Source organism: Nocardiopsis endophytica (assembly GCF_027706725.1).
GTDB classification, from domain to species: domain Bacteria; phylum Actinomycetota; class Actinomycetes; order Streptosporangiales; family Streptosporangiaceae; genus Nocardiopsis_A; species Nocardiopsis_A endophytica.
Genome location: NZ_JAQFWQ010000069.1, coordinates 1 through 20153 on the forward strand (window position 1 = coordinate 1; position 20153 = coordinate 20153).

The following is a 20153-nucleotide window of genomic DNA, read 5'->3' on the forward strand; positions in this document are numbered from 1 at the left end:
ACTTCGAGCAGGGCGGCTGCCCGTTCGACCATGCCAAGTCGACCGTGTGGGGAGGGACCGAGTGACCGTCACGACGAACGCCTCCTCCGGGGGGAGCCCGGCGGTCCCGCCGGAGGACCTGGTCACCGTCACCATCGACGGGTTCCGCATCCAGGTGCCCAAGGGGACGCTGGTGATCCGCGCGGCCGAGCTGCTGGGCATCCAGATCCCCCGGTTCTGCGACCACCCGCTGCTCGACCCGGTCGGGGCCTGCCGCCAGTGCCTGGTGGAGATCCCCGACGCCGGGAACGGCCGGGCGATGCCCAAGCCGCAGGCCTCCTGCACGATCACGGTGATGGAGGGCATGGTCGTCAAGACCCAGCTCACCTCGCCGACCGCGGAGAAGGCCCAGCGCGGCATCATGGAGTTCCTGCTGGTCAACCACCCGCTGGACTGCCCGGTCTGCGACAAGGGCGGCGAGTGCCCGCTGCAGAACCAGGCGATGTCCGCCGGGCAGGGCGAGACCCGCTTCACCGGGACCAAGCGCACCTTCCCCAAGCCGGTGCCGCTGTCCACCCAGGTGCTGCTGGACCGGGAGCGGTGCATCCAGTGCGCCCGCTGCACCCGGTTCTCCGCGCAGATCGCCGGGGACCCGTTCATCGAGCTGCTGGAGCGCGGCGCGAACGAGCAGGTCGGCACGGCCGAGGGCGAGCCGTTCCAGTCCTACTTCTCCGGCAACACGGTGCAGATCTGCCCGGTGGGCGCGCTGACCGGCGCCGCCTACCGGTTCCGCTCGCGCCCCTTCGACCTGGTCAGCACGCCCAGCGTGTGCGAGCACTGCGCCGCCGGGTGCGCCCAGCGCACCGACCACCGGCGCGGGGCGGTCACCCGCCGCCTGGCCGGGGACGACCCGCAGGTCAACGAGGAGTGGAACTGCGACAAGGGCCGCTGGGCGTTCACCTACGCCACCCGGCCCGACCGGCTCACCCGCCCGCTGGTGCGCGACGAGGACAGCCGGGCGCTGGAGTTCGCCTCCTGGCCCGAGGCGCTGACCACGGCGGCCCAGGGCCTGCGCAGGGCCCGCCGCGCGGCGGTGCTCACCGGCGGGCGGCTCACCCAGGAGGACGCCTACGCCTACGCCAAGTTCGCCCGGGTCGCCCTCAAGACCAACGACGTGGACATGCGGGCCCGCCCGCACTCGGAGGAGGAGGCCGAGTTCCTGGCCGCCCGCGTGGCCGGGACGGGGCTCGGGGTCACCTACTCCGACCTGGAGGCCGCCCCGGCCGTGCTGCTCGCCGGGTTCGAGCCCGAGGACGAGTCGCCGGTGGTGTTCCTGCGGCTGCGCAAGGCGCACCGGGCGGGCCGCCAGCGGCTCTTCTCGCTGGCGCCCTTCGCCAGCCGCGGCCTGGACAAGGCCGGGGGAGCGCTGATCCCGTCCGCCCCCGGCGACGAGGCCCGCATCCTGGACACCCTCGCCGACCGCGACCCCGACGCCGACGCGGCCCTGCGCGAGGAGGGCGCGGTGCTCATGGCGGGGGAGCGGCTGGCGCAGAGCCCGGGAGCGCTCTCCGCGCTGGTCCGGCTGGCCGACCGCACCGGCGCCCGCATCGCCTGGGTGCCGCGCCGGGCCGGGGAGCGCGGCGCGGCCGACGCCGGGGCGCTGCCCAACCTGCTGCCGGGCGGCCGCCCGGTCGGCGACGCCCGCGCCCGCGCCGAGACGGCCCGGGTCTGGGACGTGGCCTCCCTCCCCGAGCGGGAGGGCCGCGACACCGCCGCCATCATCGCGGCGGCGGCCGCCGGGGACCTGGACGCCCTGGTCATCGCGGGGGTCGAACTGGACGACCTGCCCGATGCGCAGGCCGCCCGCGAAGCGCTGGCCAAGGTCCCCTTCATCGTCTCCCTGGAGCTGCGGGCCAGCGACGTCACCGACCGCGCCGACGTGGTGCTGCCGGTGGCCGCGGTCGCCGAGAAGTCCGGGACCTTCGTCGACTGGGAGGGGCGGCCCCGCCCCTTCGACGACGCGCTGAAGGTGCCCGGCGCCCTGTCCGACCTGCGGGTGCTGGCCGCCGTCGCCGACGAGATGGACGTCCACCTGGGGCTGCCCGACGCCGCGGCGGCCGGCCGCGAGCTCCGGGAGCTGGGCGCCTGGCGCGGCGAGCGGGTCCCGGACCCGCTCACCGGCCCCGAGGCGGCCCCCGCCCCCGGCCGGGGCGAGGCGGTGCTGGCCACCTGGCGCCAGCTCCTGGGCAACGGCCGGATGGAGGACGGCGAGCCCTACCTCGCCGGGACCGCCCGCCCGGCCGCCGCCCGGCTCTCGGCCGCCACCGCCGCCGAGATCGGACTGGCCGACGGCGGCGCGCTTCGGGTCGCCGGGCCCGGCGGCGCGGTGACCGTGCCCGCGATCGTCGCCGCGGACATGCCCGACCGCCTGGTGTGGCTGCCCGCCAACGCCCATGACTGCGACGTCCGCCGCGACCTGGGCGCCGCGGCCGGGGACACCGTCCGCCTGGAACCGGTCCGCACGGCCGACACGGCCGGGGCCGCCACGAGTGCTGGGAGCGCGCAGTGAAGCCCGACGCCGTCACGACGCCCGCCGCCCTGCAGGCGGCGGCAGCCGAACCCGGCCTGGGGGCCTTCGGCGGCGATCCCTGGTGGATCATCCTCATCAAGGCCGTGGCCATCTTCGTGTTCCTGATGGTCTGCGTGCTCATGATGATCATGGCCGACCGCAAGGTCATGGGCCGCATGCAGCAGCGCCACGGACCCAACCGCATGGGTCCCTGGGGGCTGCTGCAGTCCCTGTTCGACGGCGTGAAGCTGTCGCTCAAGGAGGACGTGATCCCGCGCAACGTGGACCGGCTGGTCTACATCGCGGCGCCGATGATCGCGGCCGTCCCGGCGTTCATCGGGTTCTCGGTGATCCCGCTGGGGCCCGAGGTGTCGATGTTCGGCGTGGAGACGCGGCTGCAGCTCACCGACCTGCCGGTGGCGGCGCTGGTGGTGCTGGGCACCGCCGCGATCGGGGTGTACGGCATCGTGCTGGGCGGGTGGGCCTCCCAGTCGCCCTACGCCCTGCTCGGCGGGCTGCGCGCCTCGGCGCAGGTGATCAGCTACGAGATCGCCATGGGGCTGAGCTTCGTGGCGGTGTTCATGCTCGCGGGCACGCTGACCACCTCGGGGATCGTCGCGGCCCAGCAGGAGCTGTGGTTCGCCGTGCTGCTGCTGCCCTCGTTCCTCATCTACCTGGTCACGATGGTCGGCGAGACCAACCGGCTCCCGTTCGACCTGGCCGAGGGCGAGGGCGAGATCGTCGGCGGCTTCATGACCGAGTACGGGTCCATGAAGTTCACCATGTTCTTCCTGGCCGAGTACGTGAACATGGTGACCGTCGCCGCGGTCTCGGTCACCTTCTTCCTCGGCGGCTGGTACGCCCCGCCGCCGATCACGATGTTCTGGGAGGGCGCCAACGCCGGGTGGTGGCCCCTGCTGTGGTGGCTGCTGAAGTTCCTGGTGGTCATGTTCCTGTTCATCTGGCTGCGCGGCTCGCTCCCGCGGATCCGCTACGACCAGCTCATGCAGCTCGGGTGGAAGATCCTCATCCCGGTGCAGCTGGTGTGGATCACCGCGGTGGCCGCCGTGCGGCTGATGGTCAGCGAGCAGGCCCCCGTCGGCGCGACGGTCGCCGTCGGTGCCGCCTTCGCCCTGGTCACGGTGGGGGCCATCGCCGCCTGGGCGCGCTCGGTGAAGCGCCGCCGCGCCGCCGAGGCCGCCGAGCGCGCCGAGGAGCTGCGCGCCATGGCCGCCGACCCCGACCGCGGCGGGTTCCCGGTGCCGCCGCTGCGCGCCGCGCACTACGGCAGCACCGTCGCGGCGGAGCCGCCCCTGCACACCGCACCGGCCCCGGCCGGCAGTCCCGCCAAGCGTGAGGAGGTTACCGGTGCTTGACTGGCTCAACCCCGTCAAAGGGTTCGGCGTCACCTTCCACACCATGTTCAAGAAGGTGCCGACCGTCGAGTACCCGGAGGTGAAGCGCCCCACGGCGCCGCGCTTCCACGGACGCCACCGGCTCAACCGGTGGCCCGACGGCCTGGAGAAGTGCATCGGCTGCGAGCTGTGCGCCTGGGCCTGCCCGGCCGACGCGATCTACGTCGAGGCCGGGGACAACACCGAGGACGACCGGTACTCGCCCGGCGAGCGCTACGGCCGCGTCTACCAGATCAACTACCTGCGCTGCATCCTGTGCGGGCTGTGCGTGGAGGCCTGCCCCACCCGGGCGCTGACCATGACCAACGAGTACGAGCTGGCCGACGACGACCGCGAGAGCCTCATCTACACCAAGGAGCAGCTCCTCGCCGGGCTGACCGAGGACATGGAGGCCCCGCCGCACCCGATGCGCCTCGGCGACACCGAGGAGGACTACTACCGGCACCACGGCGAGGCCGCGCGGCGCCAGACCCCGGCCCCCGAGGCGGCCCGGGACGCGGCGGCCTCGGGCGAGCCGGCCGGGAACGGGGCGGGCCGATGAGCGAGTCCGTCGCGTTCTGGACCATCGGCGCGGTCGTGCTGGCCGCCGCCGCGGGCGTGGTGCTCTCCCGCAAGGCCGTGTACTCGGCGCTGATGATGGCCGTGGTCATGCTGGGCCTGGCCGTCTTCTACGGGATGAACCAGGCGCCCTTCCTGATGGTCGTGCAGATCGTCGTCTACACCGGCGCCGTGCTGATGCTGTTCCTGTTCGTGCTGATGCTCGTCGGCGTCAGCTCGGCGGACTCGCTGGTGGAGACCATCCGCGGACAGCGGGTGCTGGCCGGGGCGGTCGCCGTGTGCTTCCTGCTCGCCCTGGGCCTGGGGCTGACCCGGATCACCGGCGCCGAGCCGGCGGGCCTGGGCGCCGCCGCGGCCGCCGGGGGCACCGTGCCCGCGATCGCCTCCGAGGTGGTCTTCCGGTACGTCATCGCCTTCGAGGCCACCGGCGCCCTGCTGATCACCGCGGTGCTCGGCGCGCTGGTGCTGGCGCACGCCGCCCGCACCTCCGAGCGCCGCACCCAGCGGCAGCTGGCCCGCGAGCGGGTGCTCGGCGGCCACCCGACCCCGCTGCCGGGGCCGGGCACCTACGCCCGGCACAACGCCATCGACATGCCGGCGCTGCTGCCCGACGGGTCGGTCTCGCGGCTCTCGCTCAACCCGGTGCTGGCCGCCCGCGACCCCGAACTGCAGTCCGGCGTGCCCGACGACGTCCGGCTGGGCACCGTGCCCGAGGCCGGGGGCGCGTCGGACTCGGCCGCCTCCAAGGAGGGGCGCGGCACCGGCCGCGAGCCGGTCCCCGGCCCGGACGCGGACACCGAGGACGGGGACCAGGACGGTGCCCGGGGCGCCGAAGGACAGGAGGCTGAGCGCTCGTGGACCCCATGAACTACATCGCGCTGGCCGCGCTGCTGTTCACCATCGGCGCCCTGGGCGTGCTGGTCCGGCGCAACGCGATCATCGTCTTCATGTGCGTCGAGCTCATGCTCAACGCCTGCAACCTGGCGTTCGTCGCCTTCGCGCGCATGCACGGCGACATCGAGGGGCAGGTCATCGCGTTCTTCGTGATGGTCGTCGCCGCCGCCGAGGTCGTCGTGGGGCTCGCGATCATCATGCAGATCTTCCGGACCCGCAGGTCGGCGTCGGTCGACGACGCGAACCTGCTCAAGTACTAGAAGGCGGCGCGACCGTGTCTGACAACTCCCTCGTGCTCGGCGGCGCCTGGATGCTCATCGCGCTGCCCCTGCTGGGCGCGGCCGTCCTGCTGCTGGGCGGCCGGCGCACCGACGGGTGGGGCCACTGGCTCGCGGTGGCGCTGCCCGCGGGAAGCTTCGTGTGGGCCGTGCTCGCCCTGGTCGAACTGCTCGGCCGCGGCGCGCACGAGCGCAGCGTCGACGTGCCGGTGTACACCTGGTTCGCCTCCGGCGGGCTGGAGGTGGGCGCGAACCTGCTGCTCGACCCGCTGTCGATCAGCTTCGCCCTGCTCATCACCGGCGTGGGCACGCTGATCCACGTCTACTCGGTGGGCTACATGGCCCACGACGAGCGGCGGCGCCGGTTCTTCGCCTACCTGAACCTGTTCGTCGCGGCGATGCTGGTGCTGGTGCTGGCCGACAACTTCGTGCTGCTCTTCCTCGGCTGGGAGGGCGTGGGCCTGGCCTCCTACCTGCTGATCGGGTTCTGGCAGCACAAGCCCTCGGCGGCGGTGGCGGCCAAGAAGGCCTTCCTGGTCAACCGGGTCGGCGACCTGGGGCTGCTCATCGCCGTCATGGTGATGTTCACCACCTTCGGCACCGTGGCCTACTCCGGGGTCTTCGCGGCGCTGGACGGGGCCGGGCAGGGCGTGGCCACCGCGATCGGGCTGCTCCTGCTGCTCGGCGCCTGCGGCAAGTCCGCCCAGCTCCCGCTGCAGTCCTGGCTGCTGGACGCGATGGAGGGCCCCACCCCGGTGTCCGCGCTGATCCACGCGGCCACCATGGTCACCGCCGGGGTGTACCTCATCGTGCGCGCCGGGCCGGTCTTCGAGGCGGCCCCGGCCGCCCAGACCGCCGTCGCGGTCGTCGGCGCGGCCACCCTGCTGGCCGGCGCGGTCATCGGGTGCGCCAAGGACGACATCAAGAAGGCCCTGGCCGGGTCGACCATGAGCCAGATCGGCTACATGACGCTGGCCGCCGGACTGGGCCCGGCCGGGTACGCGGTCGCCATCGCCCACCTGGTCACCCACGGCTTCTTCAAGGCCGGGCTGTTCCTGGGGGCCGGGTCGGTCATGCACGGCATGAACGACGAGGTCGACATGCGCCGCTACGGCGCCCTGCGCCGGTACATGCCGGTGACCTTCGCCACCTTCGGCCTGGGCTACCTCGCCATCATCGGGTTCCCGCTGCTGTCGGGGTGGTGGACCAAGGAGGGCATCATCGAGGCGGCCTTCGCCTCGGGCGGCACCTCCGGGCAGGTCTACGGCTGGGCGGCCCTGATCGGCGCCGGGCTCACCGCGTTCTACATGACGCGCGTGATGATCATGACCTTCTTCGGCGAGAAGCGCTGGGACGAGGGCGCGCACCCGCACGAGTCCCCGGTCTCCATGACCGCGCCCATGGTGGTGCTGGCCGTCGGGTCGGTGGCGCTGGGCGCCGTGCTCGTCTACGGCTACCGCTTCGCCGCCTTCCTGGAGCCGGCCGTCGGCGCCCCGGAGGAGCACCACGAGTTCCACCTGTCCGCCATGTTCACGAGCTGGCCGTCGCTGACCGCCCTGGGGCTGATGGCCGCAGGGGTCGCCGCGGCCTGGTTCATGTACGGCCGGGCGCCGGTGCCGCGCACCGCGCCCAAGGGCAACTTCATCACCGTGGCCGCCCGCAACGAGCTCTACGGCAACCAGATCAACGAGGGCCTGCTCATGCGGCCGGGCCAGGCCGTCACCACGGCGCTGGTCGCCATCGACACCCACGTCGTCGACGGGGCGGTGCAGGGGGTGGCCGCCGGCGTCCGGAACACCTCCGGCGAGCTCCGCCGCGCCCAGACCGGGTTCGCCCGCACCTACGCGCTGACCATGCTGTTCGGCGCCGCCGTCGTCGTCGCCACGCTGGCAGTGAGGATTTAGCCGATGTCCGATATCCCCTGGCTGACTCTGGGAGTGGCCCTGCCGGCGCTGGGCGCGCTGGCGGTGGCGCTGGTCCCGCGCGCGGCCGCCGGGCTCGCCAAGCGGGTCGCGCTGGGCGTGTCCCTGGGCACGCTGGCGCTGATGGCCGCGATGGCCGCGAACTTCTCCACGGCCGCCGCCGGAGAGCTGCAGTTCACCGAGGTGTACCCGTGGATCCCGCGGTTCGGGATCAGCTACGCCGTGGGCGTGGACGGCATCGCGCTGCTGCTGGTCCTGATGTCGGTGGTGCTGGTGCCGCTGGTGATCCTGGCGGCCTGGAACGAGTGCGACGACGCCGAGGACGGGGGCAAGGGCTACTTCGGCCTGATCCTGCTCCTGGAGGCGATGATGGTCGGCGTCTTCGCCGCCACCGACGTCTTCCTGTTCTACGTCTTCTTCGAGGCCATGCTCATCCCGGTCTACTTCATGATCGGGCGCTACGGCCGCGGCGCCGAGCGGCGCAGGGCCGCGATCACCTTCCTGCTCTACAGCCTGGCGGGCGGCCTGCTGATGCTGGTCGCGGTCATCGGGGTGTACGTGTACGGCGGCACCTTCCTGTGGAGCGACCTGGCCGGAGGGGCGCTGGCGCAGGTCGACCCGTCCACCGCGCGCTGGCTCTTCCTCGGCTTCTTCATCGCCTTCGCGATCAAGGCGCCGATGTGGCCGCTGCACAGCTGGCTGCCGACCGCCGCCTCCTCGTCCCGGCCCGGCACCGCGGTGCTGCTGGTCGGCGTGCTGGACAAGGTCGGCACCTACGGCATGCTCCGGTACTGCCTGGAGCTGTTCCCCGGCGCCGCCACCTGGTTCGTGTGGCCCGCGGTGGCGCTGAGCCTGGTCAGCATCGTCTACGGCGCGGTGCTCGCCATCGGCCAGAGCGACATGATGCGGCTCATCGCCTTCACCTCGGTGTCCCACTTCGGGTTCATCACCCTGGGGATCTTCGCGATGACCACCCAGGGGCAGTCCGGCGCGGCGCTGTACATGGTCAACCACGGCTTCGCCACCGGGGCGCTGTTCCTCATCGTCGGGTTCCTGATCGCCCGGCAGGGGTCGGCGGCCATCGCCGACTACCAGGGCGTGCAGAAGGTCGCCCCGGTGCTGGCCGGGACCTTCCTGCTGGCCGGGCTGGCGGGCCTGGCGCTGCCCGGGCTGGCGCCGTTCGTCAGCGAGTTCCTGGTGTTCGTCGGCACCTACGCCTTCAACCCGGTCCCGGCGGTCATCGCCGCGGCCGGCGTGGTGCTCGCCGCCCTCTACATCCTGTGGATGTACCAGCGCACCATGACCGGGCCGGTGCCCGAGCGGCTGTCCGGCCTGCCCGACCTGAACGTGCGCGAGGTGGGGGCGATCGCCCCGCTCGCCGCGCTCATCGTGGTGCTGGGCGTCTACCCGCAGCCCCTGCTGGACGCCGCCGAGCCCGCGGTGGAGCGCACCATGCTCCAGCTGGACGCCGTCGACCCCGCGCCCGCGGTCGACGGTTCGGGGCCCGTCGCGGGCGGCGGAAAGGAGCCTGGAGAGTGATCACCGACACGCCCCCGAGCATCGACTACTGGCTGCTCGCCCCGATGCTGACCGTCTTCGGGGCGGGGGTGCTGGCCGTGCTGGTCGAGGCCTTCGCCCCCAAGGCGCGGCGCCGCCCGCTGCAGCTGGGGCTGACCGCGGCCGCGCTGATCGCCGCGTTCGTGCTGACCGTGCTGCAGGTCGGGTCGGTGCCCGCCGAGGGCACCACCCTGGCCATGGGCGCGGTGGCGGTGGACCGCCCGGCGCTGTTCTTCCAGGGCGCCATCCTGGTGCTGGCCGCCATCGCGCTGCTGCTCATCGCCGAGCGGCGCGGCGGGGAGGACGCGTTCGCCGCCCAGGCGGCCGCCGTGCCCGGCAGCGAGGAGGAGCGGGCGCACACCCTGGCCGGGTCCGAGCACACCGAGGTCTACCCGCTGGTGCTGTTCGCGGTGCTGGGCATGCTGCTGTTCACCGCCGCCAACGACTTCCTCACCCTGTTCATCGCCCTGGAGGTGATGAGCCTGCCGCTGTACCTGCTGTGCGGGCTCGCCCGGCGGCGCCGCCTGTTCTCCCAGGAGGCGGCGGTCAAGTACTTCCTGCTGGGCGCGTTCTCCTCGGCCTTCTTCCTGTTCGGCATCGCGCTGGTGTACGGCTTCTCCGGTGCGGTCAACTACGCCGAGGTCGCCGAGGCGGTCCAGGCCGGCGGGGGCGGCGCCTTCGAGGGCGGCGGCGGGGAGCCGCTGCTGCTGCTCGGCATCGCCCTGGTCGGGGTGGGGCTGCTGTTCAAGGTCGGCGCGGTGCCCTTCCACAACTGGAAGCCCGACGTCTACCAGGGGGCGCCCACCCCCATCACCGCGCTGATGGCCTCGGGCACCCTGGTGGCGGCGTTCGGCGCGCTGCTGCGGGTGTTCTTCACCGCCTTCGGCGACACCGCCGAGGCCTGGCGGCCGATGATCTGGGTGGTGGCGATCCTCACCATGGTGCTGGCCGCGGTGGTGGCCGTCACCCAGCGCGACATCAAGCGGCTGCTGGCCTACTCCTCGGTGGTGCACGCCGGGTTCGTGCTGACCGCGGTGGTCGCCGCCGACTCCGCCGGGCTCGCCGGGGCCATGTTCTACCTGGCCGCCTACGGGTTCACCACCATCGGCGCCTTCGCCGTGGTCACCCTGGTGCGCACGCACGAGGGCGGGCCCGAGGCGGGCGAGCTGTCCCGCTGGGCCGGGCTGGGCCGCACCTCCCCGCTGCTGGCCGGCGCGCTCTCGCTGTTCCTGCTCGCCTTCGCCGGCATCCCGCTGACCAGCGGGTTCATCGGCAAGTTCGCGGTGTTCGAGGCGGCGGTGGCGGCCGGGGCGGTGCCCCTGGTCGTGGTGGGCGTGCTGAGCAGCGCGGTGACCGCGTTCTTCTACGTGCGCATCATCGTGCTGATGTACTTCTCCGAGCCGGCCGCGGACCGGCCGGTGCACACCGCCCGCGCCGGGGCGCTCACCGGCACCGCCATCGGCATCGGGGCGGCCGCCACCCTGGTGCTGGGGGTCTACCCCACGCCGGTGCTGGACCACCTGGTGCCGCAGCCCGGGGAGGAGGCGGTGGCCACGGCCGGCGCCTTCACCCGCTGACCCGGTGCGCGGCCCCGCCGGAGCGCCCCGACGATGGGCCCTCCGGCGGGGCCGTGCCGCCGGTGGTCACCGCCGCTTCACGGGCGGTGAGTGGCTTTGGCTGATCAATCCGGGTCCGATAACTTGGCTAGTCGGTCGATGTTCATCCCGAGAGCGCGCGAAATGCCGGACCGGCGCCAGGCCGGACCCCGGGGCGCGCGCCCGTTGACGTGTGGAGCTTTCTGGTGAGCGGTGCTGTCCCGAGCGGTTTCCTCGCTCTGCCGAGTGTCGACCCGGTGCTCGCCCGCGAGGTCCAGGACGACCTGGAGCGGGTCGAGGAGGTGCTGCGGGACACGGTCGAGGCCAGCGACCCGCTGCTCCGCGAGGCCGCCGCCCACCTGCTGGAGGCGGGCGGCAAGCGGTTCCGCGCGACGCTGGTGCTGCTGGCGGCCCGGTTCGGCGAGGCCGCGGACAACCCGGAGCTGGTCCCGGCCGCCGCCGTGGTGGAGCTCACCCATGTGGCCACCCTCTACCACGACGACGTGATGGACGAGGCGGAGATGCGCCGCGGCCACACCAGCGCCAACCAGCGGTGGGGCAACTCCATCGCCATCCTCACCGGCGACTTCGTCTTCGCCCGCGCCTCGGAGATGCTCGCCGACCTGGGCACCGACGCGGTGCGGCTGCAGGCCCGCACCTTCGGGCGGCTGGTGCAGGGGCAGATCCTGGAGACCGCCGGACCCGCCGAGGGCACCGACCCGCTCGACCACTACATGCAGGTGATCGCGGACAAGACCGCCTCGCTCATCGCCTCCTCGGCCCGGTTCGGGGCCACCTTCGGCAGGGCGGAGCAGGAGGTGGTCGAGGCCCTCACCCGCGCGGGCGAGGCGCTGGGGATGGCCTTCCAGCTCTCCGACGACATCCTGGACGTGGCCGGTGACTCCCGCGAGTCGGGCAAGACCCCCGGCACCGACCTGCGCGAGGGCGTGCTCACGCTGCCGATGTTCCACGCGCTGCGCGGCACCGACCCGGCCGACGCACGGCTGCGGTCCCTGCTCGGGCGGCCCCTGGACGAGGAGGAGGCCCAGGAGGCGCTCGCGCTGCTGCGCGCGCACGAGGCCATGGGGCTGGCGCGCGCGGAGATGCGCGGATGGGCCGACCGGGCCCGCGCCGAGCTCGCCCCCCTGCCCAAGGGCCCCGCGCGCGAGGCGTTCGAGGCCCTGTGCGACTACGTGGTCGAGCGCACGGGCTGAGCGCGCCGTCCCCGCGTTGATCTCGACGGAAGTGCTGTCATTCCGGCGGTTTTGGCAGCACTTCCGTCGAGATCATCGCCTGGTGGGCGGCGGTGCGGGGGCCACGGGACCAACGCGGGGGGAAGAGCGGGTAAGGCCCTGGCAATGACCCGCCGTGGCGGGTATGAATCCGTGGCGTGTGGGGAAACACCGCATCTGACCAGGCATGATGCCGGGGAAGTTGCGGGGGTGGACGCCGTGGAGGACTACACGGGGGCACGGCGGCTGATCGGGCACCGGTTGCTGGACCGGGACGGCACCGCCGTCGGGCGGATCGGGCAGGTCTTCTTCGACGACCGCACCCGCGAGCCGGCGTGGGTGACGGTGCGCACCGGGGTGTTCGGCACCGGGGAGAACTTCGTGCCGCTGCGCGGGGCGCATCCCGTCGACGAAGGGCTGCGGGTGCCCTTCGACGCCGAGACCATCCGCTCCGCGCCGAGCTTCTCCGTCGACCGGCACATCTCGGTCGAGCAGGAGGACGCGGTGTTCGAGCACTACGGCCTGGCGCCGGAGGTGCCCGGGCCGCGTGAGCCGTACCGGCCGCGCGGGCGGCACCGCAAGCCGGAGCCGGGGGAGGCCGCCCCGGCGGGCGGGCGCCGCGGGGACCCCGGCGACCCGGGCGAGGAGCAGGTGGATCAGTTGGGCTGAGCCGCCGGGCGGTCCCCGGTACCGGAGCCGTCCGCCTCGGCCGCCTCCTGAGCCGCCTTCGACTCCTTGCCGCGCTCCGGACGCGGGTTGCGCCGGGCGTTGCGGAGCATGTCGGTGGCGAAGACGACGAGGGCGACCCAGACGATCCCGAAGCCGATCCAGCGGCTGAGCGGCAGCGGCTCGTCGAAGATGAGCCAGGCGAAGAGGAACTGCATCACCGGGACCACGAACTGCAGCAGCCCGATCATGCTGAGCGGGATGCGGCGGTTGGCGGCGCCGAAGCACATCAGCGGGACGGCGGTGGCCAGCCCGCTGCCGATGAGCAGGGCGGTGTGCGCGGGGGACAGGGAGGCGAAGGTCCCGGCGCCCGACGACTCCAGGTGCACCACGTAGGCCAGCGCCGGGAGCAGCATGAGCAGCGTCTCGACGGTGAGGCTCTGCAGCCCGTCGAGCGTGGTGAACCGCTTGACCAGGCCGTAGGTGGCGAAGGAGAGCGCCATCCCGAGGGAGTACCAGGGCACGCCGCCGTAGGCGTAGGTGAGCACCGCGACCGCGGCGGCGCCCAGCGCGATCGCGGTCCACTGGGCGGGGCGCAGCCGCTCGGAGAAGACGACCACCCCGAGCACCACGCTCACCAGCGGGTTGATGAAGTACCCCAGGGCGGCCTGGGAGGTCTGCCCGGAGTTCACGGCGACGATGAACAGGCCCCAGTTGGCGGAGATGACCGCCGCCGCGGCACTGAGCACGAGGAGCTGCCGGGGCGTGCGCAGGGCGGCCAGGATCGGCCGCCAGCCGCGCTTGAGCGACAGCAGAAGCCCTACGACCAGCAGGGACCACACCATCCGGTGGGCGAGGATCTCCAGCGGTGCGGAGGGTTCGAGCAGGGGCCAGTAGAGAGTGGTCAGGCCCCACATGAGGTAGGCGCTGGCCCCGAAGAGCACGCCGCGATCGGTCTCGGACACCCCAGCAGCCTAGAAGGAAACATCCCATGAGGGGTAGTTAGATCTGCTAACGACCGGCGTTAGTAAAGGTGACGGATGTATGCGCAGGTGGAGGCGGTGCCCCGGCGGGCACCGCCTCCACCGGCATGTCCGGCGTCACACGCCCGGCAGCACCACCAGCCCATAGGCCAGGGCGAGGGCCGACAGCAGCGCCAGCCCCGCCGCCACCAGCGTGTAGTGGACGCGGGCGGCCGTGCCCCACCAGCCCCGCACCCAGGCGGGGACCGCGAGCACGGCGGCAACGGCGGTCAGCGGGAGCGCCACCGTCATCGGGGCCAGCAGCAGCGGCGGGTAGGGCGGGAAGAGCGGGGTGCCGGGGCCGAAGCCGTGCACCGCCAGGGTGATGCCGGAACCGGCGACCAGGGCGGCGCTCAGCACCCCGGCCAGCAGGGCCGCGAGGCGGGCGGAGACGGCCATGGGCGGCGCCTCGGCGGCGGCGCGGCGCCCCCGGAGCAGGCGCACACCGGCGGCGACCGGCCAGGCCAGCGCCGACAGGGCGAGGACGAGGGCGACCGCGGCCGCCGTGCCCTGGATGAGGGCGTCGCGGTACCAGGGGACGCGTTCGAGGGCCGCCATGGGGGCGTGGTCGTAGCCCGCTGCGACGACCTCCCCATCCTTCTCGATGAAGACCAGCTCGCGCCCCTCCTCGGAGCGGAAGACGCCGTCGCCGACGGGTGTCCACTCCGTGGTGCCGGTCATCAGGTCGCTGGTCACGAGAAGGTCGTCGCCGGCCCGGACCCGGGTCTGGAGCGCGGAGTAGAAGGCCAGCACGGGCTCGCGCGGGGGGATGCGGGTCATGGAGTAGGTGCCGCTGTAGCGCTCCAGTCCGCCCTCCGCGGCGCCCGCGCCCCCGCCGTCCCGGGGCGCGGCGCCGTGGAACTCCTCCAGGTACTCGCGGACCAGGTCGTCCCGGAGGGTGAACATCCCTTCGCCGGTCCCGTCTCCGTTGGCGGCGACGTAGATCCCGGCGCCGTCCTCGGGCACGATCGCGTACTGGGTGTGCAGGCCGGAGCCGTCGCCGCCGTGGCCGACCACGCGGGGGCCGTCCGCGCGGACCTCCCAGGCGCCGTAGCCGCTGCCGGTGAGGCGCTCGTCGTTGGCGGCCTGCCGGTCGAGCATGGTGCGCACGGCGCCGTCGGCGAGCACGTCCCGCCCGGCGGGTCGCTCGCGCAGCAGCTCCAGCATGAAGACGCCCATGTCGGCCGGGGTGGTGAAGGCCCCGCCGGCGGGGGAGGGGTTGATGTGCTCGTGCTGGAGGGGTTCGCGGCCGCCGTCCCCGGAGCCGTACACGGCGGGGATCTCCAGGCGCTCACCCAGGGAGTCCGGGTCGCCGAACGCGGTGTGGTCCATACCCAGGGGTTCGAAGAGCGTGCGGCCGATGTGGTCGCCGTACGGCTCGCCGGTCACCTCCTCGATGATCCGTCCGGCCATGGCGTACCCGTAGTTGGAGTAGGCGGTGTAGCCGCCCGGCGGGGCGATCCGGTCGGGCCGGTACTCGGCGACGTACCGGTCGAGGGGGAGCAGGTCGGCCTCGGACGGCGCCTCCATCCCGTCGAGCTGCTCGGCGAAGCCCGCGGTGTGGGTGAGGAGGTTGTGGACGGTTACGGGGCCGCGCGGGTCGTCCGGCAGCCGTTCCTCCTCGGGGAGGTAGGTGTTGACGTCCGCGTCGAGGTCCACCTCGCCCTCCTCGGCCAGCGACACCAGGGCGGCGCCGATGAAGGACTTGGCGATGGACGCGGTGGGGAAGGCGGTGCGGTCGGGGTCGACGGGCGCGCCGGTCTCCAGGTCGACGGCCCCGTAGCCGTCGGCGACGAGCATCTCCCCGTCGCCGACGACGGAGACGCCGACGCCGGGGACGTCGTACTCGTCCATGAGCGCGGGGACCCGCTCGTCGAGGAAGGCGCGGACCGCCTCGGCGTCGGGGGCGCCGTCGGCGCTCGCGGCGGTCGGGCCTGTCGACGGGGTGGTGGACGCGGCGGCCGGCGCCGCGTCCACAGGGGCCAGGGTGATCGCCGCCGGTATCGCCAGGGCGAGCGCGGCGGCCGCCGGTGCGGTGGTCGGGAAGGACATGGGAGCCTCCGGAGGGGGCGGCGTTGACTCCCTCCGAACGTAGGCTCGCACCCCGGCGCCGGGCAGTGAGCCAGGCGCCCGTCTCCGAGTGGGGGAGGCCCCACCCCGGCCCCTGGGGCGGGCGCGAGCGGGCGTGCGCCCAAGCCTGCCTCCGATGTCCCTGTTCAAGGACAACTCACAGTTGTCCTCGTTCGAGGACATGCATACAATGTCCTCGAACGAGGACGGAGTGGACGTGATGCCGGAAGAGTTCACCCTGACGGGGTGGTCGAAGCTCGGTGGTCTGGTCCGCGACACCCGGCTCTCCCAGGGGCTCAGCCAGTCGGCCCTGGCAGCCCGGGCGGGTGTCGCCCGCTCCTGGCTGGCCCGCGTCGAAGCGGGCCACCGCGGCGCCGAACTGGAGCCCCTCCTTCGGCTGCTCGCCGCCCTGGACCTCACCCTGACCCTGCGGTCGAACAGCGACGAGCCACAGGCGCGACCGAGCCCCGACCGGAGCCGTGCCGTGTCCGGGCGGGAGCCGAGCACCCACCGGGACCCGCCGGACGCGGTCGGCGCTGCTCTGCGCGCGGACTCACAGGCGCGCCGGGCCTCCTGGGGCCTCCCGGGCGCCGGCAGCGGGGACGACCGCGATGACTGAGCGCCTGGCCGTCCTGCTGTCGGGCCGAGTGGCGGGGCACCTGGAGCGCGCGGCCCCCGGTGACGATCCCACGTTCTCCTACACGGCCGAGTACGTGCGAAACGGCGAGGTGGCACTGTCCGCGCGCCTGCCCATCCAACGGGGCGCCCACCCGGCGAAGAGAGTCGGACCGTACCTGTTCGGGCTGCTTCCCGAGAACGAGGACGCCCGTGCCGCGTGGTCCGATCAGCTCGGGGTCGCCGTGGACGACGCGTTCGGCATCCTCGCGGCGATGGGCTGGGACTGTCCGGGAGCCGTCCAGTTCTGTCGCGAGGAGGACCTGGAGGAGCTCCGGGCGCGCGAGGGTGAACACCGACCGGTCAGCGACACCGGGATCGCCGAGCGGATCAGCGCACTCGCCGGTGACGAGTCGTCCTGGACGATGCCCGGTGAACACTGGTCGTTGGGTGGGCAGCAGGAGAAGTTCGCACTCGCGAGGATCGACGGGCGTTGGCACACGGCCCATGGCAGCGCCGTCATCTCCCGAAGCCGCTTGCCGTGGGGCCTCGTGAGGCGCCTCGAGGGCGGGCGGTCTGCCAGGTGCACGTTTCCGGATGGGGGAGGCCCCACCCCGGCCCCTGGGGGAAGCGCGAGCGGCCGGATACCGTGGAGGCATGTTCGGGCAGAAGACCACCATGATCGACCCGGAGCGGGCGCTGCCCGGCCGGGACACCCCGATGCCGGTCCCGGAGCGCCACGAGGTGCTGGGGACCCCGCTCGCACCGCCGTACCCCGAGGGCAGCGCCATCGCCGACTTCGGCATGGGCTGCTTCTGGGGCGTGGAGCGCACCTTCTGGAGGCTGGGCGCCGAGCGCGGCATCATCACGACGGCGGTGGGCTACCAGGGCGGGTACACGCCCAATCCCACCTATGAAGAGGTCTGCACGGGGCGCACCGGCCACACCGAGGCGGTGCGTGTGGTCTTCGACCCCCGGAAGATCTCCTACGAGGACCTGCTGAAGGTGTTCTGGGAGGGCCACGACCCGACGCAGGGCATGCGGCAGGGCAACGACGTGGGCACCCAGTACCGGTCGATGGTCCTGTACCACGACGAGTCCCAGCGCGCGGCGGCCGAGTCGTCGCGCGACGCGTTCCAGCCGGTCCTGAAGCAGGCCGGATACGGCCCCATCACCACGGAGATCGTGGAGGCCGGGCCCTTTTACTTCGCGGAGCCGTTCCACCAGCAGTACTTGAGCGACGCGAAGAACCCCAACGGCTATTGCGGCGTCGGCGGCACGGGGCAACACGTAGGTGACCCTTCCGGGTGGGGCTCGTGCCCTACCGGGGTCGCGCGCGTGGACGGCGAGTCCGGCCGCTGAGCGGCGGAGAGGAGTCGCTCCACCAAGTGGAGGCGGCGCTCGGCCCTGGTGGTCAGTGAAGGCAGAATGAGCGCGGCCACGCCCACGGCGGCGGCCCCGCCGTCATGAGTGTGCCGGTCACCGACCATCAGGGCCTCCTCCGGCCGGGCGTCCACCATGCCCAGAGCGGCCTCGAACAGGCGCGGATCGGGTTTCTCCGCCCCGTGCTCGCAGGAGAGCGCGTAAGCGTCGACGTGAGCATCGAGGCCGACGGCACGGAAGGCCGGCCGGATATCGACGTGCACATCGCTGACGATCGCGACCCGGACGCCAGCGGCGCGGGTCCGGGAGAGGAAGCCGAGGGCGTCGTCGGCGAACAGGTCGTTGAACGGGTCGGATTCGACCTCGTACAGGGCCGCGGCCAGGTCCGGGTCGATGTCCGCGTCGGAGAAGACGTCCATGAAGACGCGCCGGTGCAGTGCCGGGTCCGCGTCCATTCCCGGCGTGAGCAGGCGCCGACCGGCGTCCACCGCCTCAAGGCAAGCCGCGATCGGCGCGATGTCCGAAGGAGCCGCGGGTCTCGCCAATCGTTCCAGGGCAGTGCCGATCCACTGTTCTTCGGTCAAGGGAACCGCCAGTGTGCCGCGCCAGTCCACTAGTAGCGCCGAGAACATGCTCACCTACTTCCTGTAGGCCTGAATCCGCCGCGAAGGGTACATGGCGCGTGCGTTGTCGGCGGCACAGGCGCCAGCTGCCCGATCGGCGTGGCCCGCACCGACGGCTGACGGGCGGCCCACAGCCCCGATCCAGAAGAGCCCCGGGCGCTTGGAACAGAGGCAACACCGGGGCCTTCTCCGCCGGTATGCCCTCGACGCCGTGGCGTCGAGGGCATCTCATCGAATCGCTAGTGGCGCTCTCTTCGGAGGTCTTGGAGGAAGGCGCCCCACTCGTCCAGGGGGAACGAGAGGTGTCCGGCGTCCCTGTGCTTGGTGTCGCGGACGTCGGCACCGTTCGCGTGCTCGCGAACTTCGACACAGTCGTTGGCTCCGCCGCTGTGGCTGGACTTGTGCCACTGGTTGATCATTCTCGAATCCTATCTACCTCTGCTTCTATGGCCTTCAGCGAGTCGGACGGTGACCACGCGACGGCCTGCAGCTGTGCGAACAGCTCGCGATGCCGTGCGACGGCCCCTGCCCGTGTGAGCAGCTGTCCCTGCTCGGCGGATTCCACGTAGGCGATATCGCGTCCATCGGGCATGTTCAACACGCGGAACGAACCGCTGTTGCCAGGGTGAGAGTGGAGGTCCTCGGGGACGATCTGCGCTGTGACGCGCCCTTCGGAGGTGAGCCGGGCGATGTACTCCAGCTGCTCGGCCGCTGCGGCGGGACCACCGTAGCGCCTCGCCAAGGCCGTTCGGTCGATGACGAGACACAGGAGAGGGCGGAGGGCGTCCCGGATCTGTTCGGCACGTTGCACGCGTTCTTGAACCCTCCGGGTGAGCTCATCCGAGGGGAGAGCGGGGAAGGCTGCCTCGATGAGCGCCTCCGCATACTTCTCTGTCTGGAGGTAGCTGGGGAACGCCAGGGCTTGGAAGTCGTAAACGGCGCGCGCGTTTCGGGTGGCGGCTGCGATCTCGCCTCGCCAGTCCGGTCGACTGTCTCCGTTCGCCTCCGCCCATTGCCGTGTGAGCTCTCCATGCGCCGCGAGGACATCGTCCAAGGCGTCACGGAGCGCGGGGGGAGGCGTGTACTGGCCGTTCTCCAGTCGGGACAACTGGCTCTTATTGCTACCGACCATGCGTCCCAGGCCTTCGAGCGTGAGGCCTGTGGTGAGTCTGAGACGTCGGACCTCTCGTCCGTAGAGTTCCAAAGGGGTCTGGACGGCGGAGGGTGTGTCCATGCCTCTAGCGCAGCACACATCGTTGCGCGGCGAGACGCATTCCCGGACTTTCTTGAAGTCTGAAACATTGTCTGCAACATTCTCCGGCCTCTGTGCAACCAGAAAAGGCCAGCTCATGCTCGTTGCATGACGAATTCAGGCGCAGATCGAGTGCTCGCCCTGCAACCGGACATCGCCCTCCCTCAGGGCGGCAGTACGCCCGTCGACCCGATCGTCGCCCCTCGGAACAACCCGCGTCACCCCTGCCCCGACCTGCGGGACGAGTTCACTCCGCGCGGCTGGGTGTTCTTCCGGACCGACGCCCCGTGTGGGCCCCCGACCTTCCACGCGGTCTTCTGCTGCCCCGTTCCGGCGAGGTGCGCCCGGTTCCTGGCATTCCGGGAACACGCCAAGGGGCCACCAGCGCTGCTCCGCCTTCTGGTCCGCGAGCGGGCCGACGTGATCGAAGCGCACGCGATGGCCTGTACCCGGTGCGTGTTCGTACTGGCGACCGCGAAGCGGGACGCCGTCCTCGCCCGGTGACGACCGGAGACCCATCGAC

The 20153-nt window shown here is 72.5% G+C and carries 18 protein-coding genes and 1 pseudogene; 14 read left to right on the forward strand and 5 right to left on the reverse strand.

What is annotated here, in order from left to right:
• Positions 1 to 61: 61 nt before the first annotated feature.
• The 10 genes from O4J56_RS20995 (at position 62) to O4J56_RS21040 (ending at position 12668) form a co-directional block, all read left to right on the forward strand.
• On the forward strand, positions 62 to 2548 hold the full coding sequence (locus O4J56_RS20995; RefSeq protein WP_270687957.1) for an NADH-quinone oxidoreductase subunit G: 2487 nt from the start codon (positions 62 to 64) through the stop codon (positions 2546 to 2548).
• Entirely contained in the window at positions 2545 to 3924 is a 1380-nt protein-coding gene (gene nuoH / locus O4J56_RS21000; RefSeq protein WP_408639151.1) for an NADH-quinone oxidoreductase subunit NuoH, read from the forward strand. The genes O4J56_RS20995 and nuoH overlap by 4 nt, the downstream gene beginning before the upstream one ends.
• Positions 3917 to 4504, forward strand: coding sequence for an NADH-quinone oxidoreductase subunit NuoI (gene nuoI / locus O4J56_RS21005; RefSeq protein WP_270687959.1), 588 nt, complete (start codon positions 3917 to 3919; stop codon positions 4502 to 4504). The genes nuoH and nuoI overlap by 8 nt, the downstream gene beginning before the upstream one ends.
• A complete protein-coding gene (locus tag O4J56_RS21010) occupies positions 4501 to 5388 on the forward strand; it encodes an NADH-quinone oxidoreductase subunit J (RefSeq protein WP_408639152.1) in 888 nt (295 codons plus the stop codon). Before nuoI ends, O4J56_RS21010 begins: the two co-directional genes overlap by 4 nt.
• Positions 5376 to 5675 (forward strand): NADH-quinone oxidoreductase subunit NuoK, encoded by a 300-nt coding sequence (gene nuoK, locus O4J56_RS21015; RefSeq protein WP_017593304.1) that lies wholly within the window; start codon positions 5376 to 5378, stop codon positions 5673 to 5675. The genes O4J56_RS21010 and nuoK overlap by 13 nt, the downstream gene beginning before the upstream one ends.
• Before the next feature lie 50 nt (positions 5676 to 5725).
• The gene (nuoL, locus tag O4J56_RS21020; RefSeq protein ID WP_270688015.1) at positions 5726 to 7597 is read left to right on the forward strand and encodes an NADH-quinone oxidoreductase subunit L; all 1872 of its coding nucleotides are present in this window, start codon (positions 5726 to 5728) and stop codon (positions 7595 to 7597) included.
• A 3-nt stretch (positions 7598 to 7600) separates the two neighbouring features.
• A complete protein-coding gene (locus O4J56_RS21025) occupies positions 7601 to 9154 on the forward strand; it encodes an NADH-quinone oxidoreductase subunit M (RefSeq protein WP_270687960.1) in 1554 nt (517 codons plus the stop codon).
• Positions 9151 to 10749: an NADH-quinone oxidoreductase subunit NuoN gene (gene nuoN, locus O4J56_RS21030; protein ID WP_270687961.1), complete on the forward strand. Its 1599-nt coding sequence runs from the start codon at positions 9151 to 9153 to the stop codon at positions 10747 to 10749. The genes O4J56_RS21025 and nuoN overlap by 4 nt, the downstream gene beginning before the upstream one ends.
• A gap of 224 nt (positions 10750 to 10973) precedes the next feature.
• Positions 10974 to 11981, forward strand: a complete 1008-nt coding sequence (locus O4J56_RS21035; RefSeq protein WP_270687962.1) for a polyprenyl synthetase family protein — start codon at positions 10974 to 10976, stop codon at positions 11979 to 11981.
• 228 nt (positions 11982 to 12209) lie between these two features.
• On the forward strand, positions 12210 to 12668 hold the full coding sequence (locus O4J56_RS21040; protein WP_270687964.1) for a PRC-barrel domain-containing protein: 459 nt from the start codon (positions 12210 to 12212) through the stop codon (positions 12666 to 12668).
• On the opposite strand, the gene rarD is transcribed toward O4J56_RS21040, so the two are convergent.
• Positions 12656 to 13630: an EamA family transporter RarD gene (rarD, locus tag O4J56_RS21045; RefSeq protein ID WP_270687965.1), complete on the reverse strand. Its 975-nt coding sequence runs from the start codon at positions 13628 to 13630 to the stop codon at positions 12656 to 12658. The genes O4J56_RS21040 and rarD overlap by 13 nt on opposite strands.
• Before the next feature lie 135 nt (positions 13631 to 13765).
• Complete coding sequence (locus O4J56_RS21050) at positions 13766 to 15739, reverse strand: serine hydrolase domain-containing protein (RefSeq protein WP_270687967.1); 1974 nt, start codon at positions 15737 to 15739, stop codon at positions 13766 to 13768.
• A 154-nt stretch (positions 15740 to 15893) separates the two neighbouring features.
• Here O4J56_RS21050 and O4J56_RS21055 point away from each other — a divergent pair, with 154 nt between their 5' ends.
• The 3 genes and pseudogenes from O4J56_RS21055 to msrA all read left to right on the forward strand — a co-directional run bounded on the left by O4J56_RS21055 (position 15894) and on the right by msrA (position 17734).
• Entirely contained in the window at positions 15894 to 16376 is a 483-nt protein-coding gene (locus tag O4J56_RS21055; protein ID WP_270687969.1) for a helix-turn-helix domain-containing protein, read from the forward strand.
• A pseudogene (locus tag O4J56_RS21060) lies at positions 16369 to 16668 on the forward strand (HipA N-terminal domain-containing protein); the annotation flags it as partial. The gene O4J56_RS21055 and the pseudogene O4J56_RS21060, both read left to right, overlap by 8 nt.
• Before the next feature lie 361 nt (positions 16669 to 17029).
• On the forward strand, positions 17030 to 17734 hold the full coding sequence (gene msrA / locus O4J56_RS21065) for a peptide-methionine (S)-S-oxide reductase MsrA (protein WP_270687972.1): 705 nt from the start codon (positions 17030 to 17032) through the stop codon (positions 17732 to 17734).
• On the opposite strand, the gene O4J56_RS21070 is transcribed toward msrA, so the two are convergent.
• The 3 genes from O4J56_RS21070 to O4J56_RS21080 all read right to left on the reverse strand — a co-directional run bounded on the left by O4J56_RS21070 (position 17632) and on the right by O4J56_RS21080 (position 19612).
• Positions 17632 to 18387, reverse strand: coding sequence for an HAD family hydrolase (locus O4J56_RS21070; RefSeq protein ID WP_270688016.1), 756 nt, complete (start codon positions 18385 to 18387; stop codon positions 17632 to 17634). The genes msrA and O4J56_RS21070 overlap by 103 nt on opposite strands.
• A 230-nt stretch (positions 18388 to 18617) precedes the next feature.
• Positions 18618 to 18797: a DUF397 domain-containing protein gene (locus O4J56_RS21075; RefSeq protein ID WP_270687974.1), complete on the reverse strand. Its 180-nt coding sequence runs from the start codon at positions 18795 to 18797 to the stop codon at positions 18618 to 18620.
• Positions 18794 to 19612 (reverse strand): helix-turn-helix domain-containing protein, encoded by an 819-nt coding sequence (locus tag O4J56_RS21080; protein WP_270687976.1) that lies wholly within the window; start codon positions 19610 to 19612, stop codon positions 18794 to 18796. The genes O4J56_RS21075 and O4J56_RS21080 overlap by 4 nt, the downstream gene beginning before the upstream one ends.
• A gap of 126 nt (positions 19613 to 19738) precedes the next feature.
• Here O4J56_RS21080 and O4J56_RS21085 point away from each other — a divergent pair, with 126 nt between their 5' ends.
• Positions 19739 to 20134: a hypothetical protein gene (locus tag O4J56_RS21085; RefSeq protein ID WP_270687978.1), complete on the forward strand. Its 396-nt coding sequence runs from the start codon at positions 19739 to 19741 to the stop codon at positions 20132 to 20134.
• Positions 20135 to 20153 lie beyond the last annotated feature (19 nt).